Annotated in this window: 15 protein-coding genes and 1 tRNA gene; 4 read left to right on the top strand and 12 right to left on the bottom strand. The window is 76.5% G+C overall.

Annotated elements, in window-relative coordinates; translation table 11 throughout:
- The first annotated feature begins 41 nt into the window (after window positions 1-41).
- A complete protein-coding gene (locus tag BM414_RS09425; RefSeq protein WP_093579178.1) occupies window positions 42-683 on the top strand; it encodes a response regulator transcription factor in 642 nt (213 codons plus the stop codon).
- 6 nt (window positions 684-689) lie between these two features.
- Here the strand turns inward: BM414_RS09425 and BM414_RS09420 are convergent, their stop codons facing one another.
- The 5 genes from BM414_RS09420 to BM414_RS09400 form a co-directional block, all read right to left on the bottom strand.
- Window positions 690-2,393, bottom strand: a complete 1,704-nt coding sequence (locus BM414_RS09420) for a sensor histidine kinase (protein ID WP_245784603.1) — start codon at window positions 2,391-2,393, stop codon at window positions 690-692.
- Between the two features lie 11 nt (window positions 2,394-2,404).
- A complete protein-coding gene (locus BM414_RS09415) occupies window positions 2,405-2,842 on the bottom strand; it encodes a universal stress protein (RefSeq protein ID WP_175551517.1) in 438 nt (145 codons plus the stop codon).
- Between the two features lie 43 nt (window positions 2,843-2,885).
- Window positions 2,886-3,782 carry a putative protein N(5)-glutamine methyltransferase gene (locus BM414_RS09410; RefSeq protein WP_245784602.1) on the bottom strand — a complete coding sequence of 299 codons (897 nt, stop codon included), beginning with the start codon at window positions 3,780-3,782 and terminating at the stop codon, window positions 2,886-2,888.
- A 29-nt stretch (window positions 3,783-3,811) separates the two neighbouring features.
- Window positions 3,812-4,366, bottom strand: coding sequence for a TOPRIM nucleotidyl transferase/hydrolase domain-containing protein (locus BM414_RS09405; protein ID WP_093579175.1), 555 nt, complete (start codon window positions 4,364-4,366; stop codon window positions 3,812-3,814).
- A gap of 64 nt (window positions 4,367-4,430) precedes the next feature.
- Window positions 4,431-4,501 (bottom strand) — tRNA-Gly (locus BM414_RS09400).
- A gap of 343 nt (window positions 4,502-4,844) precedes the next feature.
- On the opposite strand from BM414_RS09400, the gene BM414_RS30740 reads away from it, so the two are divergent.
- Window positions 4,845-5,927: a dihydrofolate reductase family protein gene (locus tag BM414_RS30740; RefSeq protein WP_245784601.1), complete on the top strand. Its 1,083-nt coding sequence runs from the start codon at window positions 4,845-4,847 to the stop codon at window positions 5,925-5,927.
- Window positions 5,924-7,078, top strand: a complete 1,155-nt coding sequence (locus tag BM414_RS09385; protein ID WP_245784600.1) for an RNA polymerase sigma factor — start codon at window positions 5,924-5,926, stop codon at window positions 7,076-7,078. Before BM414_RS30740 ends, BM414_RS09385 begins: the two co-directional genes overlap by 4 nt.
- Window positions 7,079-7,088: 10 nt before the next feature.
- On the opposite strand, the gene BM414_RS09380 is transcribed toward BM414_RS09385, so the two are convergent.
- The 5 genes from BM414_RS09380 to BM414_RS09365 all read right to left on the bottom strand — a co-directional run bounded on the left by BM414_RS09380 (window position 7,089) and on the right by BM414_RS09365 (window position 14,255).
- Window positions 7,089-9,782, bottom strand: coding sequence for an ATP-binding protein (locus BM414_RS09380; RefSeq protein ID WP_245784599.1), 2,694 nt, complete (start codon window positions 9,780-9,782; stop codon window positions 7,089-7,091).
- A 150-nt stretch (window positions 9,783-9,932) separates the two neighbouring features.
- Entirely contained in the window at window positions 9,933-10,883 is a 951-nt protein-coding gene (locus BM414_RS09375; RefSeq protein ID WP_093579173.1) for a methyl-accepting chemotaxis protein, read from the bottom strand.
- Window position 10,884: 1 nt separating this feature from the next.
- Window positions 10,885-11,244 (bottom strand): hypothetical protein, encoded by a 360-nt coding sequence (locus tag BM414_RS30145; RefSeq protein ID WP_217644632.1) that lies wholly within the window; start codon window positions 11,242-11,244, stop codon window positions 10,885-10,887.
- Window positions 11,205-11,459 (bottom strand): PAS domain-containing protein, encoded by a 255-nt coding sequence (locus BM414_RS30140; RefSeq protein WP_217644631.1) that lies wholly within the window; start codon window positions 11,457-11,459, stop codon window positions 11,205-11,207. The genes BM414_RS30145 and BM414_RS30140 overlap by 40 nt, the downstream gene beginning before the upstream one ends.
- Window positions 11,460-11,579: 120 nt before the next feature.
- Window positions 11,580-14,255: a S8 family serine peptidase gene (locus BM414_RS09365; protein ID WP_139245767.1), complete on the bottom strand. Its 2,676-nt coding sequence runs from the start codon at window positions 14,253-14,255 to the stop codon at window positions 11,580-11,582.
- Between the two features lie 158 nt (window positions 14,256-14,413).
- On the opposite strand from BM414_RS09365, the gene dcd reads away from it, so the two are divergent.
- A complete protein-coding gene (gene dcd / locus BM414_RS09360) occupies window positions 14,414-15,001 on the top strand; it encodes a dCTP deaminase (RefSeq protein WP_093579171.1) in 588 nt (195 codons plus the stop codon).
- On the opposite strand, the gene BM414_RS09355 is transcribed toward dcd, so the two are convergent.
- The gene (locus tag BM414_RS09355) at window positions 14,970-16,244 is read right to left on the bottom strand and encodes a CynX/NimT family MFS transporter (protein ID WP_093579170.1); all 1,275 of its coding nucleotides are present in this window, start codon (window positions 16,242-16,244) and stop codon (window positions 14,970-14,972) included. The genes dcd and BM414_RS09355 overlap by 32 nt on opposite strands.
- Before the next feature lie 58 nt (window positions 16,245-16,302).
- Entirely contained in the window at window positions 16,303-17,274 is a 972-nt protein-coding gene (locus tag BM414_RS09350; protein ID WP_217644630.1) for a DUF389 domain-containing protein, read from the bottom strand.
- Window positions 17,275-17,450: the final 176 nt, after the last annotated feature.

Genomic DNA, 17,450 nt, shown 5'->3' with positions numbered 1-17,450 from the left:
CCCTCTGTGATCGCGATCACGATCCGCGAGGGGAGTCGCCCATGGCCACCGGTGGGTCCGTCCGGGTGTTCCTGGTGGACGACCACGAGGTGGTGCGCCGCGGCGTCGCCGAGGTGCTCGAGGACGACCCCGCGCTGATGGTGGTGGGCGAGGCCGGGAGCCTCGCCGAGGCGCTCGCGCGCGGCCCGGCGGTCCGGCCCGACGTCGTCGTGGTGGACATGCGGCTGCCCGACGGGGACGGCGCCGAGGTCGTCCGCCGGCTGGGTGAGCGGCTGCCGGGGGTGCGCTGCCTGGTGCTGTCCAGCTACGCCGACGAGGCCGCGGTCGCGGCGGCCGCGGCGGCGGGCGCGGCCGGCTACCTGGTCAAGCAGGTGCGCGGCGCGGACCTCGTCTCGGCGGTCCGCACGGTGGCGGCCGGCGGGACGCTGCCCGGCTGGCCCGGGCGGCGGCCGGGTGCGACCGGCGACGGCGACCGGCGACTGGCCTCGCTCACCGAGCAGGAGCGCACCGTGCTCACGCTGATCGGCGAGGGCCTGACCAACCGGCAGATCGGTGAGCGGATGGGGCTGGCCGAGAAGACGGTGAAGAACTACACCAGCCACCTGCTCGCCAAGCTGGGCCTCGAGCGGCGCACCCAGGCCGCCATCCTGGCCACCGAGATGCGCGGCCGCCGGCCCTCCTGAGGGAGGTCAGGACCCGCGCGGTCCCGGCACCGTCCAGGTGACCTCGGTACCGGACGGCCCCCCGGCCGCGGTGAGCCGGCCGCCGCGGCGCTCGGCCCGCTCGGCGAGGTTGGCCAGCCCGCTGCGCACGGTCACCTCCGGCAGCCCGCGGCCGTCGTCGGCGACCCGGACCCGCACGGGCGAGCCGGCGACGGCCTCGGCCTCGACGGTGACCTCCAGCCGGCCGGCGGCGGCGTGCCGGACGACGTTGGTGACCAGCTCCCGCACCACCGCCAGCAGGTCGGTGGCCAGGTCCGACGGCAGGCCGTCGAGGTCGCCGCGCAGCCGCAGGCCCGGCTGCACCTCCGAGCCCTCGGTCACCTGCCGGACGGTGTCGGCCAGCCCCGCGGCCAGTCCGGCCGGCGCGGCGTCGTCGTGCAGGCCGAAGATCGCCGAGCGGATCTGCCGCAGCGTGGCGTCGAGTTCGTCGACGCTGCGCCCCACCCGCAGGGCCGCGTAGGGGTCGACGTCCTCGAGGGCCCGCCCGACGCGGTCCAGCGACAGCGCCGTCGCGTAGATCCGCTGCACCACGTGGTCGTGCAGGTCCCGGGCGATCCGGTCGCGGTCGGCCTGCACCTGCAGCCGGCGCTCCCGGCGCTGGCTGCGCGCCAGCTCCAGGGCCAGCGCCGCCTGGGCGGCGAACGCGGACAGCGACTCGAGGACCTCGGCGTCGAACGGCTCCCGCCCGGCGCAGCGCATGCAGACCAGGGTCCCGAGGGCCTGCCCGAGCGGGACGATCACCGCCGACCGCGCGCCGCGCGAGAGCTCGACGGCGACCTCCGCGTGCCGGCCGAGGACCGGGTCGACCGTGACGTCCTCGACCAGTTCCCCGACCCCGGTGCGGTGCACCCGGCCGACGTGGGTGTCCTCGAGCGGGACGCGCACGCCCTCGAGCTCGTCGGCCATCCGGCCGGCGGAGGCGACGATCGTCAGCGCCTCGCCGTCGCCCTCCTGGGCGACCAGGAGCGCCCCGCCGTCGGCGTCGCTGAGCGCGACCGCCCGCTCGGCCACGGTCACCAGCACCTCGCCGGGGTCCTGGCCGGAGAGCAGGGCGGTGGACACCTCGGTGGCCGCCTGCACCCACGCCCGGCGGCGCTCGGCCGCCTCGGCGAGCCGGGCGTTCTCGACGGCGAGGCCGGCGGCCGCCGCGAGGGCCAGCACGGCCTCCTCGTCGGCCTCGGTGAACTCACCACCGGAGCGCTTCTCGGTGAGGTAGAGGTGGCCGAAGACCGCCTCGCGGACGCACACCGGCACGCCGAGGAAGGACCGCATCGGCGGGTGCCCCGGCGGGAAGCCGACCGAGGCCGGGTGCGCCCCGAGGTCGGGGAGGCGCAGCGGCCCCGGCTGCTCCACCAGCAGGCCGAGGATCCCCTCGCCGGCCGGGAGGCGCTCGATGCCCTCCCGGGTCTCGTCGTCCATGCCGACGATGACGAACCGGTCGAGACGCCGTCCGTCCCGGGTGAGGACGCCGAGGGCGCCGTAGGAGGCGTCGGCGTGCGCGACCGCCGCCTCGACGATCGCGCGCAGCGTCGCCTCGAGGTGCTCGCCGGCCGCGGCCGCGCGCACGCCGGCGGCCAGCGCCGGCGGTGGACCCTCCGGGGTGGGCGGGGTCACGGCCCGTCCGGAGGGGTCCTGCAGGGTGCCGGGCTCGTCCTGTTCGGGCTTGCTCACGCTCCGGGTGCTCACGCGCCGCGCGCGAGGCGGCCGGGGTGGCGGGGCGGGACGTGCCGCAGCAGGGCCCGTCCCGCTCCGGCCACGAGGACGAGGTCCCCGCCGCGACCGGCCGCGGTCAGGGCCTCGAGCACCGGGCGCTCGACGGTGGCCGTGCGGATCCGGCCGGTCACGCCGGTCTCGGCGATCGCGCGGACGACCTGGGCCTCGACCCGCCCGAGGGCCGTGGCGCGGACCCGCTCGCCGGCCGGGCGCTGCCCGGGCAGCGGCCCGTCCGCGGGGTCGACGACGTCGACGGCGAGCACGGTGCCCTCGCGGCGGGCGGCCTCGCGCAGCGCCCAGACCAGCGCGCCGTAGGCGGCGGCCGAGCCGTCGACGTGGACGACGAGCGAGGGCGCGGGGCGGCGGGACAGCTGGGGGACCAGCCGGACCGGCTCGACGGACGGCACGGACCGGTCCTCCGACGGAACTGGAGCGGTCGGATCGGCCATGCTAGTGATCCTGACGACACCCCGCCCGTTCGGACAGGGACCAAGGACCCGGCGTCACGGATCCGCCCCGGTCAGGGCGGTGCCCGGGTGTCGCTCGGGTCGCGGGCCGGGTCCCGGTGACCACCGTGGTGCCGTCCTCCTCGGGCCCGTGCACGTGCGGGTGCAGTCCCGCGGCGGCGAGCACGGCGGCCAGGACGGGTGCCTGCTCCTCGCCGACCTCGGCCAGCGCCACCCCGCCCGGGGCGAGCCAGGCCGGCGCTCCCGCGGCCACCCGGCGGTGGACGTCGAGCCCGTCCCCGCCGCCGTCGAGGGCGACCCGGGGCTCGTGCAGCCGGGCCTCGGGCGGCAGCAGGGACAGCGCGCCGGTGGGGACGTAGGGCGCGTTGACCACCAGGACGTCGACCCGCCCCCGCAGGTCCGTGGGCAGCGCGTCGAACAGGTCGCCGCCGTGCACCCGCCCGCCCACCGGGGCGAGGTTGCGCCGCGCGTACGGGAGGGCCGCGGGGTCGACGTCGGCGGCGTGCAGCTCGGCCAGGTCGACAGCGGTGGCCAGGGCCAGCCCGACCGCGCCGCAGCCGCAGCACAGGTCGACGGCGACCGGCGCCCGCCCGGTCTCCTCCCGGAGCGCGCGCGCTTCCTCGGCCGCCCGCGCGACCAGGGTCGCGGTGCGCTGGCGGGGCACGAAGACCCCCGGGCCGACGGCGATCCGCAGGCCGCGGAACTCGACCGCGCCGAGCAGGTGCTCGAGCGGCTCGCCGGCCACGCGCCGTCCGGCCAGCTCCTCGAGCTCGGCGGGCGTGGTGGCGGCGGTGGTGAGCAGGCGCGCCTCGTCCTCGGCGAAGACGCACCCGGCGGCGCGCAGCCGCGCCACGAGGGCGTCGGGAGTGGAGGACGGCACGCTCCCCAGGCTGCCAGCCGTGCCCGGCGTCAGACGCACGCGAGCACGGACCGCAGCGGCGCGGGGACCGCCGGGGGCTCGAGCCGTTCGACCAGGGCTCGGGCGTAGCGGGCCTTGCGCCCGCTGGTGGTGCCCAGGAACCGGTGCAGTTGTGCCTCGGGTGACCGGCCGCGCTGCGCCGGCTGCCGCCGGAAGGTCGTCAGCGCGACGGACTCGCCGTGCTCCGCGACGGCCGCCTCCACCCCGGCGATCCCCGCCGCCCGGACGAGCTCCTCCTCGAGGTCGGCCACGCAGGCGAAGAAGTGCGCCGTCGCCGGGTCGCGGCTCCCGAGCGCGCGGCGGAAGAACTCCTCCTCGGCGAGGTCGTACACGCCGGCGACGCGGACGCCGGGATGGCGCGCGGCCACCAGCGCGAGGTGCCGCCGGATCGCGGTGGCACCGCCCATCGGGACGACGTGCACCCCGTCGGCGGCCAGGTCGCGTCCCTGGCCCCGTGCGGCCGCCAGCACGGCCTCGCGGTCGCTGACCCCCTCGACGAGCAGCACAGCCCGGAGGGCGGGCTCGGGCTGCGCGGATGCGGCCACGCGCGGACCGTCCCACGCGGAGGGGCGGTCAGGCGACCGGGTTCGCCGGTCGGGGGAGGAAGAGAGCGGGTGACGAGAATCGAACTCGCACTGTCAGCTTGGGAAGCTGATGTTCTACCATTGAACTACACCCGCGACGCCGTGACCTGCGAGGACACCGCCGTCCCCACGGGTCGAGCTCCAGCGCAGAGACTACACGGGACGGGCGGCGTGACCCAGCCCGGGGTGGCCGCCGGACCGCTGGACGACCACCACCGCGCAGCCCCGCGCGGCCCGCCGCCGCCCCGGGTCACCTCCGCAGCGACCGCCCGGACCGCCCGCGATGATGAAATCCCGTCCCGGGACGGGTCACCACTGGCACGAGCACGTCGGCACGAGCACGTCGGCACGAGCACGTCGGCACGCGGGAGGAGAGCCCGACGGCGAGCCTGATGGTGGACGTCATCGTCTCTCTCGACGGACACGCGTCCGCGGAGGGATGGCCCGGCTACCGGGCCTGGAGGGACCCGAGTACCTCGCCTGGACCGGTGAGGACGCGGAGGACGAGCACACCGTCCTCATGGGTGCGACGACGTACCGGCTGATGTCCGGGTTCGCCGCCGAGATGCCCGACGAGCCGGGATTCGCCGCCCTGACCGCGATGCCCGAGGTGGTGTTCTCCTCGACCCTGGAGGAGCCGCTCGCGTGGGCCGGCACCGAGCTGGTCAGCGGGGACGCGGTCGAGGCCGTGCGGGACGTGAAGCGGCGCGGCGCCCGGGACCTGCGCACGGTCGGCAGCCTCACCCTGTGCCGGTCGCTGCTCGGAGCCGGCGTGGTGGACCGCTTCCGGGTGGTCGTCCTCCCGGTCGTCACCGGGGTCACCGGGAGGGAGCGCATCGTCGACGGGTGGCCCCCGACGTCGCCCTCGACCTGGTCGGGAGCCGCACGTTCGACGGCCGGCTCCAGCTGCTCGAGTACGGCCCCACCGTGCTCGACGGGCCGCCCGGGGTCGGTGGCCCGTGAGCGCTCCGGCCACCCGGGTCCGGCGCTGACCGACGACCCGTCGTCGGTCTCCGCGAGGAAGATCCGCGGGGGGATGTCGAGAACCCGCCCCCGGCTCCGTCCCCGGGGTGGACGCGGCCAGGATGGGCCGCACCTTCCGAGGGAGAACACCATGGCCAAGTACCTGCTGCTCAAGCACTACCGCGGCGCGCCGACGCCGGTCAACGACGTGCCGATGGACCGGTGGACGCCGGAGGAGGTCTCGGCGCACGTGCAGTACATGGAGGACTTCGCCGCCCGGCTCGAGGGCAGCGGCGAGTTCGTCGACGGTCAGGCGCTCTCCCCGGAGGGCACGTGGGTCCGCTACGACGGCGAGGGCCGCCCGCCGGTCACCGACGGCCCGTTCGCGGAGACCAAGGACCTCATCGCCGGCTGGATGGTGATCGACGTCGACACCCACGAGCGGGCGCTCGAGCTGGCCGGTGAGCTGTCCGCGGCCCCGGGTGCGGGCGGGAAGCCGATCCACGAGTGGCTCGAGGTGCGCCCGTTCCTCGGCGCCGCGCCGACCGTCACGGAGTGACGCCGGTGGACGAGGCCCTGCTGCGGGCGATCGTCCCCACCGTGATCAGGGTCCTCGGCCGCCGCGGAGCCGACTTCGCGGCGGCCGAGGACGCCGTCCAGGAAGCGCTCGTCGAGGCGGTGCGCGTGTGGCCGGACGACCCGCCGCGGGACCCGAGGGCCTGGCTGGTGGCCGTCGCGTGGCGCAGGTTCCTCGACGCCGTCCGCGCCGACACCTCCCGACGGCGTCGCGAGGAGCTCGTCGACGACGAACCGGCGCCCGGGCCGGCCGAGACGCGGGACGACACGCTGCAGCTGTACTTCCTGTGCGCCCACCCGTCCCTGACCCCGGCCTCGGCCGTCGCGCTCACGCTGCGCGCGGTCGGCGGCCTGACCACGCGGCAGATCGCGCAGGCCTACCTCGTGCCGGAGGCCACCATGGCCCAGCGCATCAGCCGGTCCAAGCGGACCGTCTCGGGCGTCCGGCTCGACCGGCCCGGCGACGTCGCCACGGTGCTGCGGGTGCTGTACCTGGTCTTCAACGAGGGCTACTCCGGCGACGTCGACCTCGCCGCCGAGGCGATCCGGCTCACCCGCCAGCTGGCCGCCGCGATCGACCACGAGGAGGTGACCGGGCTGCTCGCGCTGATGCTGCTGCACTCCGCGAGGCGCCCTGCCCGGACCCGCCCCGACGGCAGCCTCGTGCCCCTCGCGGAGCAGGACCGGGGCCTGTGGGACACGCGGCTGATCGCCGAGGGCGTCGACCTGCTCCAGGCCGCCCTCGGCCGCGACCGGCTGGGGGAGTTCCAGGCGCAGGCCGCCATCGCCGCCCTGCACGCCGACGCCCGCACGGCAGCGGAGACCGACTGGGTGCAGATCGTCGAGTGGTACGACGAGCTGGTGCGGCTCACCGGCAGTCCGGTGGCCCGTCTCAACCGGGCCGTCGCGGTCGGCGAGGCCGACGGTCCCCGGGCCGGCCTGGCCGCCCTGGCCGGTCTCGACCCCGCCCTGCCCCGGCACACCGCCGTCGCGGCGTACCTGCACGAGCGGGACGGGGACCCGGTCACCGCGGCCCGGCTCTACGCCGAGGCCGCCCGGGCGGCGCCGAACCTGGCCGAACGCGACCACCTCACCCGGCAGGCCGCCCGGCTCAACGCGGGACGGCGGGGCTGAGCGCCGCGGCTCAGGCCGCCGGCCGGGGGCTGCGGATGGTCACCGTGGTCCCCGCCGGGCCCGGCACGGCCGTGATCTCGGCGAAGGCGCTCATCAGCATCGAGCCGCGACCGCGGTCCATGCTCGACGTCCGCTCCTTCCACTGCCCGTGGTCGCGCACCGCGATCTCCACGGCGCCGTCGTCGAGGGTCACCCGGACGTCGACGACGGGCTCGCCGGGGTCCTGCGCGTGCTCGACGGCGTTCGTGGCGGCCTCGCAGGCGGCCAGCACGAGGTCGTAGACGCGGTCCCCGTCCAGGCCGGCGCCGTCGAGCAGTGCCCGCAGCCGGCGGCGCAGCGCCGGGATCGACGACGCGCGCGAGGGGAACCGCCAGGTCGTCGTGCTGTCCGGCCGGCCGACGGGGGCCTGCGGCGGCGCGGCGGTGGCTGTCACGGTGCCGGCTGTCACGGAGCCGGCCGCGCGCGGTCGCGGCGGCGGAGCGGGCGCGGCCGACGCGGCCGCCGGGAGCGCCGCCGGGAGCACGGGCTCCCGCCGTCCGCGCGAGCGCTCGAACACCGCGCGGAGCCGGCCGAGCAGTTCCGCGGACTCGAAGGGCTTGGGCAGGTAGTCGTCGACGCCGGCGTCGAAGCCCTCGACGGCGGCCTCCTGCCCGGCCCGCGCGGTGAGCATGACCACCGGGACCGCCTGCGTGGCCGGATCGGCGCGCAGGGCCCTGAGCAGCCCGAACCCGTCGAGGCCCGGCATCATCACGTCGGTCAGCACCACGTCGGGGCACACCCGCGCGACGTCGTGCAGGGCCTGCTCGCCGTCGGACGCCGTCCGCACCGTCCACGACGGCGACAGCAGCCGGGTCAGGTAGGCGCGCATGTCGGCGTTGTCGTCGACCACGAGGACGGTGCCCAGCGGGTCGGCGGAGCGGCCCTGCCAGGCCAGGTCGTCGTCCCAGGGGGTCAGCGCGGCGCCGCGGACCTCGGCCGGTGACGCGGGCGGCGCGGTGTCGGTGTCGGGTTCGCCGAAGGGCACCCGGACGGTGAACGTGCTCCCGGTGCCGGGCTCGCTCTCGACCGACACGGTGCCGCCGTGCAGCCCGACCAGCTCGCGGACCATCGCCAGGCCCAGCCCGGTGCCCTCGCGGCTGCGCGCGGGGGAGTCGGCGACCCGGTGGAACCGCTCGAACAGCGCCGGCAGCTCGGCGGCGGGGATGCCCACGCCGGTGTCGGAGACCCGCAGCACGACCTCGTCGCCGTCCGCGCGCAGGGAGACGGCGATGCTGCCGACGAAGGTGTACTTGACCGCGTTGGCGACGAGGTTGAGGACGATCTTCTCCCACATCCGCGGGTCCACCGCGGCGGGGCGGGGCAGCGGCGGGCAGTCGACCGTGAGGGTCAGCCCGGCCCGCTCGGCGGCGGCGCGCAGCACGCCGGCCAGCTCGGCGGTAGTGACCGCCAGGTCGGTGGCCACCCGCACCGCCGCCGTGCGCCCGGCCTCGATGCTGACGAACTCCAGCAGGTCGTCGACCAGGCGCTTGAGCCGCTGGCCGTTGCGCAGGGCGAGGGTGAGCTGCTCGCGGACCGGCGCCGGCAGCTGCCCGCCGGACTCGGCGAGGGCGTCGGTGATCGGGCCCAGCAGCAGGGTCAGCGGCGTCCGCAGCTCGTGGCTGACGTCGGAGAAGAAGGTGGTCTTGGCCTGGTCCAGCTCGGCGAGCGCCTCGGCGCGGGCACGCTCGGCGGCGTAGGCGCGTGCGTCGGTGACGGCGGCGGCGACCTGCCCGGCCAGCAGCTGGTGGAAGGTCCGGTACTCCTCGTCCAGCGCGCGGTTGGGGCTGACGCCGACCAGCAGCGCCCCGACCGGCTCGCGACCGGCGCCGCCCGACAGCGGCAGGGCCACGGCCTCGCCCACCTCGTCGCCGAACGGCCCGCCGGGCACGTGCAGCGCCACGACGTCGACGTCCCCGAGCTCGGCGGCCCGCTCCGCCGTCGCGGGCAGCGCGGCGGCGTCGACGCCGACGGTGGCCACCTGGTGCAGCCGCGCGCCGTCGCCGGTGAGGTAGACGGCGGCGAACGGCACGTCGAGCAGGTCACCGGCCAGCGCGCCGCACACCTGCGCGGCGAGGTCGCGCTCGTCCTCACGACGCCCGGCGGCGGTGGACACCTCGTGCAGCAGCCGCTGCCTGCGCTCGGCCACCACCTGCCGGGTGACCTCGGTACAGACCGCGTGCATCCCGGCGACCTCGCCGTCGTCGCCGAACGCGGGGGCGTGCGAGACGGTGAAGTAGGTCTCCTCGCGGTACCCGGCGCGCTCCAGCAGCAGGAGCAGCTGAGGGATCCACGAGGCCTCGCGGGTGGCCATCGCGTGCTCGACCGGCTGCTGCAGCGCCGCCCAGCCCTCCGCCAGCGTGATCCGCAGGTCGTCGCCGATGGCGCCGGGGTGCTTCGCGCCGATGAGCTCGGCGTAGGCGTCGTTGTAGAACTGCGTGTACTCCCGACCCCAGGTCAGGATCATCGGGAACCGCGAGGCCAGCACGGTGCGGACGGCGTAGCGCAGGCTCGCCGGCCAGGTCTCCACCGGCCCGATCGGCGTCGTCGACCAGTCGAAGGCCGCCATCAGGCGCCCGTTGCCACTGCCGCCGGCGAAGACGTCCTCCGTGCCGGGGCCGGGTGCGACGTCCTGGAGCCCGGTCCCCGCGACGGGATCCGGTGCCACGCACACCTCCAGGCACACACGTGCGGACGCCGGGTGGACTCCCACCCTGGCGTCAGGGACTCGGGAGCCGCAGCGGCTCCACGTTGCCTGCACCGTACATGCGCACTCCGGGCGGCTCCGGCCCCGTCCGGAGGCTCGCCGGGAGGGGCCTCACCGGCGCATGACGGCGAGGAAGCCGGTGGCCTCCGAGCGCAGCCGTTCGGCCATCCGGGACAGCCCGGTGACGTCGGTGTCGGCCGTGCCCAGGGACGCCGTGCCGTCGACGGCCGCGGCGATCCCGTCGACGAGGCCGTTCATCTCGGTCACCGTGTCGCCCACCGAGCCGATGACGGCGGTGACGTCGTCGCAGGCCGCGCGGATGGCCTCGACCTGCTCGGTCACCCGCTCGGTGGCCTGCGCCGTCTGGTCGGCGAGGTCCTTGACCTCGGAGGCGACGACGGCGAAGCCCTTGCCGGCCTCCCCGGCGCGGGCGGCCTCGATCGTGGCGTTGAGCGCGAGGAGCCGGGTCTGCGCGGCCACCGACTCGATGAGGGCGATGACCTCGCGGATCTCGGCGGAGGTGCGGGTCAGTGACCCCAGCGTCCCGGTGGCGTTGCCCACCTCGGCCGACGCTGCGGACGCCGCGCTGGTCAGCCCCGCCGCCGACGCACTCATCTCCGTGGCCGCCGTCGCCACCTGCATGCTCATGGCCAGCACGACCGGCTCGAACTGGTCGGCCAGGCGCAGTCGCGAGGTCTGGGCCTCGGTGACCCGGCCGGCCGTCTCGCGCATGGCGTCGCGGGCGGTGTTGACGTCGGTGGCCGCGTGCCGGTAGGCGCCCTGCAGCCCGGTGCGCAGCACCTTGCGGTGGTGGCGGCCCTCGGCGGCCGAGGCCAGCGCGGCGCGCGACTCGCGGACGAAGGCGTCGCTGACGTCCAGCGCGCGGTTGACCCCGTGCTGCAGGGTGACCAGCTCTGGGACGGCGTCCGAGCCGGGCACCGGCACGGCGCGGGCCTCGAGGTCACCGCGCGCAGCCGCCTCGCAGGTCTCGGTCAGGCGCCGCACGAACGCGCGGTGGACCTCGAGCTCCGCGGCGGCGGAGCGGTTGCGGAAGCGCGCCATCTCAGTCCTCCTCCTCGCCGATGACCGACCACACGAGCTCCTCGTAGGACGCGGCCTGCTCGGCGACCAGCCGCTGGAACAGCTCCGACGACGCCGCGACGGCCGCGCGGGCGCTCGGGTGGCGCCGCTCCTCGGCCAGGAGGCGCTCGTAGAGGGTCCGGACGCGCTCCACCGCGCGGCGGGAGGGCCGGCGGCGGTTGGAGTGGTAGCCCACGGCCGAGCCGTCGGCGCCGTAGGACGGCGTCACGTGGGCGAGCACCCAGTAGGACGGGCCGTCGGCGACGAGGTTCTGGATGTACGCGAACAGCTCCCGGCGGGCGGTCAGGGTCTCCCACAGCAGCGCGAAGACCGCGCGCGGCATGTCGGGTGGCGGATCAGGTCGTGCGGCTGCCCGATCACCTCGTCGAGGGAGTAGGCGCCCACCCGCAGGAAGACGTCGTTGGCGTAGGTGATCACCCCGCGCGGGTCGGTCCTGGAGACGATGAGCTCGTCGGCCGCGAAGGTCCGCTCCTCGCCGGTGGGCCGCACGGCCGTCCGGGCGGCACGCGCCGCCGTCCGCGGGTGGGTGTCGAGCACGCGGGTGTCCTCCTGGGCTCCGTGGGTCGCGCCCCGGGTATCGGCCGATCAGGAGCCGGGATGAGCCGGACCCGCCGGGCCGGGACCCAGGTCCCGGCCCGGCGGGTCCGGGTGGGCACCTCAGGCGCGCAGCACCACACCGCGGCAGGACGACGAGCAGTCCAGCGACCAGACCGATGCCGGCATCGCGGCCCACCGGGCCGAGCGGACCAGCCGCAGGCCCCCCGGACCGGTCACCTCGGACGGCGCGGTCGGAGCCGCCCCGCCGCTCCCGCCGCCCGGGGCGGGGGTGCTGCCGGCGCCGGGCGGAGGCGTCGTGCCGCCGCCGCCCGGGGTGGGCGTGGTCCCGCCGCCGGCGGCTGCCGCGACGTACTCCAGGACGCTCCGGAGCACCTCGGACCGGCCGTCGGGGGCGAAGACCGTGACGTCGTACCGCCCTGCGACGCGGGCAGGGGCCCGGAACACGACCTCGGTGGTGCTGGAGCGGACCACCGTGGCCGCGCCGGACGAGCCGACGAGCACCCGCGCCCCCGCCGGGAGCGCCAGGCCGGTCACGCGGACCTCGGTGCCACCGGCCACCGAGACGCGCACCGGGCTGATCGAGGTGATGCGGAAGGTGCCGGTGCCCGGGTAGGTCTGCTGCCCGCCGTCGGCCGGGGCCGGCGTCGAGGTGCCGGGGTTGCCGGTGCCGGGGTTGCCGGTGCCGGGGTTGCTGGTGCCCGGGTCGGTCGTGCCCGGCGTGCTGCTCCCCGGGTCCGGGGTGCCGGGGGTCGTGGTGTCCGGGGTCGGGGTGCCCGGGGTCGGGGCGCCCGGGGTCGGGGCGCCCGGCGTGGTCGTCCCGGGGGTCGGGGTCCGGGGCGTGGTGGTGCCGGGGTTGCTGGTCCCCGGGTCGGTCGTGCCCGGCGTGCTGCTCCCCGGGTCCGGGGTGCCGGGTGTGGTGGTGCCCGGGGTCGGGGCGCCCGGCGTCGTGGTCCCGGGGGTCGGGGTCCGGGGCGTGGTGGTGCCGGGGTTGCTGGTCCCCGGGTCGCTGGTCCCCGGGTTCCTGGTGCCCGGGTTGGCCGTGCCCGGCGTCGGCGTCCCGCCGGACCCACCGCCGGCCGGGGCCGGCGCGCCCACGACGAGTGGAGCCGCACGGGTCCCGCCCACCGGCGCGCCGTCGCGGGTGAGCTGGACGGTGAGGACGTAGCGGCCCTCACCGAGCGGCATCGACGGCGCCAGGACCAGCCCGGCGAGCGAGGTGCGGGCGCCGAGGGAGAAGGTGGCCTGCCCGTCGTCGTCGGTGGTCACGGTCGCGCCGCCGAGGACGACCGGGACGTCGGCGACGGCCCAGGTACTGCCCTGGTGCTGCATGCCCAGGCCGAGGGTGACGGCGAAGGAGCCCGGCGCCACCGTGCCGCTGACGGCCACCCGCGGGGTGGCGGTACCGGGCGCGGCGGTCATGGACGTGAAGGCGTACTCGACGGCACCGACACCGGCCGTGGCCAGGCCCGACACCGTCAGCCGGCCGCCGCTGACCGACCGGCCGCGGAAGGCGGCGACCGGGTCGACGTCGGCGAGCAGCGCGGAGCGCAGGGCGGCCGCGCTGAGGTCGGGGAAGGCCGCCCGGTAGAGCGCGACCGCGCCGGCGACCTGGGGCGCGGCGATCGAGGTGCCGCTGACCAGCTCGTAGCCGCCGCTGTTGGCGGTGGTGAAGACCTGGGTGCCCGGCGCGAACAGGTCGACAGTGGTGGCGCCGTACGCGGAGAAGGAGCTGACCGTGTCGGCCGCGGTGCTCGCGCCGACGGTCAGCAGGTTGAGCTCGGCGTAGGCCGCCGGGTAGACCGGGACGCGGTCGCGGTCGGCGGCGTCGTTGCCGGCGGCCGCCACCACGACGACGCCCTTGCTGCCGGCGTAGGCGATGGCCGAGCGCAGGTACTCCAGCGCCGCGCCGCTCATCGAGCCGCCCCAGGAGGCGTTGACGACGTCGGCTCCGTGGTCGGCGGCGTAGCGGATGGCCTCGGCGCCCAGGATCACGTCGACGCCACCGCCGCTGCCGATGACCAGCGGCATGATCGTCACGTCGGGCGCGATGCCCGCGGTGCCGCGGTTGTTCCCGGTCCGGGCGCCGACCGCGCCGGACACGCCCGCGCCGTGCTCGCCCCCCGCGCCGTTGTCGACGTCGGGCGAGTTGGTCGTGAAGTTCCAGCCGTGGCAGTCGCCGGCCTTGCCGTTGCCGTCGGTGTCGCGGGTGCCGCAGGGCTCGGCCGGGTTGGTCCACAGCGCACCGGCGAGGTCCTCGTGGTCGCTGTCGTAGCCGGTGTCGACGACGGCCACGACGACGCCGGACCCGGTGCCGCCGGCCCACCCGTCGGGAGCGTCGGTGTCGGCGTCGGCGACCGCGCTCTGCCCGGGCGCGTTGGTGCCGGTGTTGACCAGGTTCCAGCCGTAGGACGGGACGTAGGGGTCACTGACGGTCCCGAGCACGGGCACCTGGGGCGAGACCCCGACGGATGCGACGCCGTCGACGGCGGCCAGGTCGTCGGCGGTGAGCCCGTCGGTGGCCACCAGCGCGCGGCCGTCGCTGAGCTGCTGGGCGCTCGCGACGCCGTCCAGCGCTGCCAGCGGGGCCAGGAGCGTCGAGGCGTCGGCGGCGTCGGCGGTGACCACGTAGCGGTCCAGGCCGTCACCGGGGCCCCAGCCGTCCGCCACGGCGACGGAGGGGGCGGCCAGCGCCACCACCGTGGCCGCTCCGGCGAAGCCGGTGGCCGCGGCCGTGACCAGCACGACCGCCTGTGTGCGCCTGCTCAGGGTCGCCACGTCTGTGCTCCTCCCCGGCCCGGGGCCCGTACCCGGCCGGCGACCGGTCCTCCGATGGGCCGGCACGGGGACCTCGGCGTCCCGGCGGCGGGCCTGCAGCCGGGGCCCGCGGCGGTGACCCGATGGGGGGAGACGGCGTGCTCCCTAGACTCCGCGCCATGCTGCTGTCCGACCGCGACATCCGCGCCGCGATCGCCGAGGGGCGTCTCGGCATCGAGCCGCACGACGCGGGCCTGGTGCAGCCCTCGAGCATCGACGTCCGGCTCGACCGCTTCTTCCGGGTCTTCAACAACGCCCGCTACACCCACATCGACCCGGCGCAGCAGCAGGACGACCTGACCACCCTGGTCGAGCCCGACGGCGACGAGCCGTTCGTGCTGCACCCCGGGGAGTTCGTCCTGGGCTCCACGCTCGAGGTCGTCTCGATCCCCGACGACCTCGCAGCCCGCTTGGAGGGCAAATCGAGTCTAGGGCGTCTCGGATTGCTCACGCACTCGACGGCGGGCTTCGTCGACCCCGGCTTCTCCGGCCACATCACGCTGGAGCTGTCCAACGTGGCGAACCTGCCGATCACGCTGTGGCCGGGGATGAAGATCGGGCAGCTGTGCCTGTTCCGGCTCACCACGGCGGCCGAGCACCCCTACGGGTCGGAGGTCTACGGCTCCCGCTACCAGGACCAGCGCGGGCCGACGCCGTCGCGGTCGTTCCGCAACTTCACCCGCGCGGAGACGCGGGAGCAGGGCTGACCGCCGCGGGCGACCAGCCGGGCACCTCGTCGTCGACGAAGCGGTCGCGGGTGGCCAGCCAGCCGGTGACCGTGAGCCCCACCGTGGCCACGGCGATGAGCACGAACATCCCGGTGTAGCCGCCGGTCGCCCCGCGCAGCACGCCGACCAGCAGCGGGCCGGTGCCGGCCAGCACGTAGCCCCAGCCCTGCGTGACCGTGGAGAGCGCGGCGACCGTCTCCGGCGTGCGGGCGCGCAGGCCGATCAGCGCCAGCACCATGCTGAAGGTCCCCATGCCGACGGCGAGCACGCTCATCCACAGCCAGGGCAGCGTGCGCGGGGCCAGCCACAGCCCGGTCCAGCCCACGGCGTAGCAGGCCATGAACCCGAGCAGCAGCGGCCGCTGCCAGCGTTGCCGGACGGTCAGCGACGGGACGACGGCGTTGACCGGGATGACGACGATCGAGTTGATCCCGAGCAGCAACCCGGCGGTCGCGGCGCTCAGCCCGGAGTCCCGCAGGTACTGCGCCGACCAGCCCATGACCACGTACGCCTGCATCGCCTGCAGCCCGAAGAAGGCGGCCATGGTGAGGGCGAGCGGGCTGCGCGCCAGCGGGCGCATCCGGACCGAGCGGTGCGCGGCGCGGCCGGCGCCGGGCTGGCGCGGGGTGAGGAACCACGGCACCGCGGCGACCAGCGCCAGCACCGCCCAGACGCCCAGCCCCCAGCGCCAGCCGCCCGGGCCGACGGCGGCCGCGATCGGGGCGGTGGAGACCGCGGCGACGGCGCCGCCGATGGCCATGCTCGCGCTGTAGGCGCCGATCAGCAGCCCGGTGCGCCCGGGGAACCAGCGCTTGACCAGGCCGGGCAGCAGCACGTTGCCGAGCGCCCCGCCGACCATGGCCAGCACGGTGCCGGCGAGGAACAGCGGGAAGGAGTCGACGACGGCCCGGAGCACCAGCCCGGCGGCCATGGTGAGCAGCGCGCCGGCGAGGACGTGCGCGTCCCGGAAGCGCGCGGCCAGCGGCGGCCCGGCGAAGCCGATGGCCGCGAAGCACAGCACCGGCATGGTCGTCAGCACGCCGGCGGCGGCGCTGGAGACGCCGAGCCCGTTCTCGATCTCCTCGAGCACCGGGCCGACGGTGCTCACCGCCGTCCGCAGGTTCGCGGCGGTCAGCACGATGGCCAGTGCGACCAGCAGCAGGCCGCGCCGGGAGTCGCCGGCCGTGGAGATCGGGGGCGCGTCATCGGCCGTGCGGGTCACCCGTCGATGGTCCTCCCGACCGCCGAGCGGGCCGGAGGCGGGTGCAGAAGGCAACGACTCAGGCACGCATCCCGGTGCGCGTCGTCGCCTCGAAGCGCGGCAGCACCTGCGGGACCCGCCGCCACAGCACCCGCTGGAGGACGAGGGTCACCACGGCGGCCACGACGATGCCGACGAGGTTGATGCCCAGCTGCAGTGCCGCCCGCCAGAACTCGGCGCCGCCGCCCAGCGCGAGGGACACCGCCATGTCCGCGGCGGCCGGCACCGTCGTCACGGAGATGAAGACGCCCACCAGCGCGCCGCTCTTGGCCGACGTCAGCGACAGCACGCCCGCGATGCCGGCGAGCACCGCGACCACCACCGACCAGTGGTCGGGTGCGGTGATGAAGCCGGTCTGCGGCCGGTCCATGGTGAGGACCCCGGGGCCGAACCAGCCCAGCCCGCGCCCGGCCAGCGTGACCAGCGTGGTGACCGCGATGGCCACGAGGAAGCCCACGGCGAGCGCCCGGGTCGCGGCCCGGGCGATGCTCCGCCGGCGGTGGACCAGCGCGACGGCGAGCCCGGCCAGCGGGGCGAACTCGGGGCCGAGCACCATCGCGCCGATCACCAGGATCGCCGAGTCGTTCACGATCGCGACGGCGGCCAGCAGCGTCGCGATGGTCAGGAAGGACAGGTAGGAGACCGACAGCGACGAGTCCGCCGCCGTCGTCCGCACCACCTGCTCCCACACGACGGCGTCCGAGCCGTCGCCCGGGGCGTCCAGCTCGGCGCGCTCGGCGCTCGCCGAGACCGCGGTGTCCACCGCCTCGATGGCGATCCCGCCGTCCCGGTCGACGTGCAGCACGCGCAGGCCGGCCACCAGGGCGTCGGCGGACTCGCGGGCGACGTCGGCCAGGACCAGGTCGCCGGGCGGGGACACCGAGGCACCCGGCAGCACGGCCAGGTGCGCCGTCCCGGGGCAGCGGTGGAAGAGGTCGCGGACGTCGTCGGTGCGATCGGGCGGGACGGTCACCCGCAGCTGCAGCAGCACCCGGGGTTCCTACCGCATGACGGGTCTGCGCGGTGCTCTGCGGGAGTGGCCGGCCACGGGAGGTCCGGACACGCTGCGTGCCGCTCACCGGCCTGCTCCGGCCCGGCCGCGGGGCGACGCCTGCCCGTCCCCGCCGCTACCGTCGCCGCACGCGCGGGGGAGACGCAGCCGAGCCT

The organism is Geodermatophilus amargosae, assembly GCF_900116515.1.
In the GTDB taxonomy this organism is placed as follows: domain Bacteria; phylum Actinomycetota; class Actinomycetes; order Mycobacteriales; family Geodermatophilaceae; genus Geodermatophilus; species Geodermatophilus amargosae.
Note: the sequence above shows the minus strand (reverse complement) of the source record. Positions and strands in the feature narration are given on the sequence as shown.

Coding starts and splice junctions, on each gene's coding strand:
- BM414_RS09425 (WP_093579178.1), top strand. CDS start 42: ATGGCCACCGGTGGGTCCGTCCGGGTGTTCCTGGTGGACGACCACGAG.
- BM414_RS30740 (WP_245784601.1), top strand. CDS start 4,845: ATGGCCCGGCTACCGGGCCTGGAGGGACCCGAGTACCTCGCCTGGACC.
- BM414_RS09375 (WP_093579173.1), bottom strand. CDS start 10,883: ATGGCGCGCTTCCGCAACCGCTCCGCCGCCGCGGAGCTCGAGGTCCAC.
- BM414_RS30145 (WP_217644632.1), bottom strand. CDS start 11,244: ATGCCGCGCGCGGTCTTCGCGCTGCTGTGGGAGACCCTGACCGCCCGC.
- dcd (WP_093579171.1), top strand. CDS start 14,414: ATGCTGCTGTCCGACCGCGACATCCGCGCCGCGATCGCCGAGGGGCGT.